Raw genomic sequence first — 784 nt, 5'->3', positions numbered from 1 at the left:
TTCCATTAAACATTCCATATATTATTTTACCTATTACCTAATTTATAAAAACACATAAACTATAATTAAATATATTTTTTTAATAAGTTATTTTAAGATTATAACAACTATTATCAAATTTATATAAAAATACTATATTATAATTATTTAAAGAATATAATAAGATATTTATACTCTTTATTTATTACTATATATAAGCTTAGTATTTATACTTTATATACCAAATATAATAAATACAATTTATATTCTTATATAAATACTATTTTTTCATATCTACAAATACATTAAACAATATAATAAAGTGTAAATATAAAAGATATAAAAGCCTATTAGTCCATTATCTTAAAAAAGTAAATAAAAGTAATTTTTGATGTTATGTAAATAATAATAAATCTATATGTATTTTTTTAATAAAAAATAAAAGTAATTTTGATTATAGTTTATAAATAATTATTATATTTGATAGTTTTTTTGGCTATTATTCAATATTTTTATAACTTTTTTATCACTTTTGTATTTTTTGTGTTATCATATTCTCATCACAGATAAAAATTAAATGTAGGTTATGGGGGGGGGATATGAAAAAAACACTTTTACTTGTTTTACTCATTCACACTTTTCTTTTTTCTCAAATAATGATTTTAAAAAATCAAGATAAAATCATTATAGACAACAATCAAACTCTTGCGGTTAATAGCTTAAGTCAAGCTAAAGATCATAACAATATTGATCTAAAAGTTAAAAAGCTATTAGAAGAAAAACCAAAGAAAGATTCTAATCTTAG

At 17.5% G+C, this 784-nt stretch carries 1 protein-coding gene; it reads left to right on the top strand.

The window, feature by feature from the left end; translation table 11 throughout:
* Positions 1-578: 578 nt before the first annotated feature.
* Positions 579-784 (top strand): hypothetical protein (locus tag L8T90_RS07840; RefSeq protein ID WP_263737175.1); only part of this gene is annotated, 206 nt, incomplete at its 3' end.

The sequence above is a fragment of the Campylobacter sp. RKI_CA19_01121 genome, assembly GCF_025771295.1.
Lineage (GTDB): Bacteria > Campylobacterota > Campylobacteria > Campylobacterales > Campylobacteraceae > Campylobacter_D.
Note: the sequence above shows the minus strand (reverse complement) of the source record. Positions and strands in the feature narration are given on the sequence as shown.